General features: G+C 60.5%; 1 pseudogene. It reads left to right on the plus strand.

The features are described 5' to 3' along the window. A pseudogene (locus tag JWG43_RS19305) lies at window positions 1-385 on the plus strand (polysaccharide biosynthesis/export family protein); the annotation flags it as partial.

The raw sequence follows: 385 nt of genomic DNA on the forward strand, positions 1-385 counted from the left end.
GTACATCAAGCGCAAGAGCGTGGCCGCCCGCCAGAAAAAAGCCATCGCCGACAGCCTGCGCCGTCTGGAGGAATCCGCCCTCACCGCCTCTTCGGCCAGTACGGAGGAATCCCAGATCCGCGCCAAGGAAGCGGAAATGATCGCCAAATTCGTGGAACGGGCCAAGGCTGTGGAGCCTGAAGGCGTCGTCGTCCTGAGCGACGGCCAGAAGATCGGCGACATCACGCTGGAAGATGGCGATGTCATCGTCATCCCGGCCAAGAGCGACGTGGTCCTCGTCAGCGGTGAAGTCATGATGCCCCAGGCCATGCTCTGGAGCAAAAAAAAGGATCTGGACGATTATATCAAGGGCGCCGGCGGCTATAACAGCCGTGCGGACCAGGAT

Origin of the sequence: Desulfobulbus alkaliphilus (assembly GCF_016918545.1) — a bacterium.
GTDB lineage: Bacteria > Desulfobacterota > Desulfobulbia > Desulfobulbales > Desulfobulbaceae > Desulfobulbus > Desulfobulbus alkaliphilus.